General features: G+C 46.8%; 1 protein-coding gene. It reads right to left on the bottom strand.

What is annotated here, in order from left to right; all coding sequences use genetic code 11:
- On the bottom strand, positions 1–1,177 hold a 1,177-nt coding region (gene tuf, locus AB4486_RS15765; protein ID WP_016783752.1), incomplete at both ends, for an elongation factor Tu.

Genomic DNA, 1,177 nt, shown 5'->3' with positions numbered 1-1,177 from the left:
AAGATTTTAGCTACAACACCAGCACCAACTGTACGGCCACCTTCGCGGATTGCGAAACGTAGACCTTCGTCCATTGCGATTGGAGCGATTAGCTCAACAGTCATTTGAACGTTGTCACCTGGCATTACCATTTCTACGCCTTCTGGTAGAGTGATGTCGCCTGTTACGTCAGTTGTACGGAAGTAGAACTGTGGACGGTAACCTTTGAAGAAAGGAGTGTGACGGCCGCCTTCGTCTTTAGAAAGTACGTATACTTCAGACTCAAACTTAGTGTGTGGGTTGATAGAACCTTTCGCAGAAAGTACTTGACCACGTTCAACGTCATCACGCTTAGTACCACGTAGAAGTGCACCAACGTTCTCACCTGCACGACCTTCGTCAAGCAGTTTACGGAACATTTCAACACCAGTACAAGTAGTAAGAGTAGTCTCTTTGATACCAACGATTTCTACTTCGTCACCTACACGTAGGATACCGCGCTCGATACGACCAGTTACAACAGTACCACGACCTTGAATTGAGAATACATCTTCAATTGGTAGTAGGAACGGTTGGTCAACTGCACGCTCTGGCTCAGGAATGTAAGAATCTAGTGCTTCTGCAAGCTCAACGATCTTGTCTTCCCACTGCTTCTCGCCGTTTAGTGCGCCAAGTGCAGAACCTTGGATAACTGGTAGGTCATCACCTGGGAAGTCGTATTCAGAAAGAAGTTCACGAACTTCCATCTCAACTAGCTCAAGTAGCTCTTCGTCATCTACCATGTCACATTTGTTCATGAATACGATGATGTAAGGGATACCAACTTGACGACCAAGTAGGATGTGCTCACGAGTTTGAGGCATAGGGCCGTCAGTCGCAGCAACAACTAGGATACCGCCGTCCATTTGTGCAGCACCAGTGATCATGTTTTTAACATAATCCGCGTGTCCTGGACAGTCTACGTGTGCGTAGTGACGTGCTGGAGTGTCGTACTCAACGTGAGAAGTTGCGATTGTGATACCGCGCTCACGCTCTTCTGGAGCGTTATCGATAGATGCGAAATCTTTAGCAACACCGCCGTATACTTTTGCAAGAGTAGTACAGATAGCAGCAGTTAGAGTTGTTTTACCGTGGTCAACGTGGCCGATAGTACCAACGTTTACGTGCGGTTTCGTACGTTCAAATTTTTCTTTAGACA

This window comes from Vibrio sp. 10N.222.55.C6 (assembly GCF_041473395.1).
Taxonomy (GTDB): Bacteria; Pseudomonadota; Gammaproteobacteria; order Enterobacterales; family Vibrionaceae; genus Vibrio; species Vibrio crassostreae_C.
This window is presented reverse-complemented; position numbering and strand designations above follow the sequence as displayed.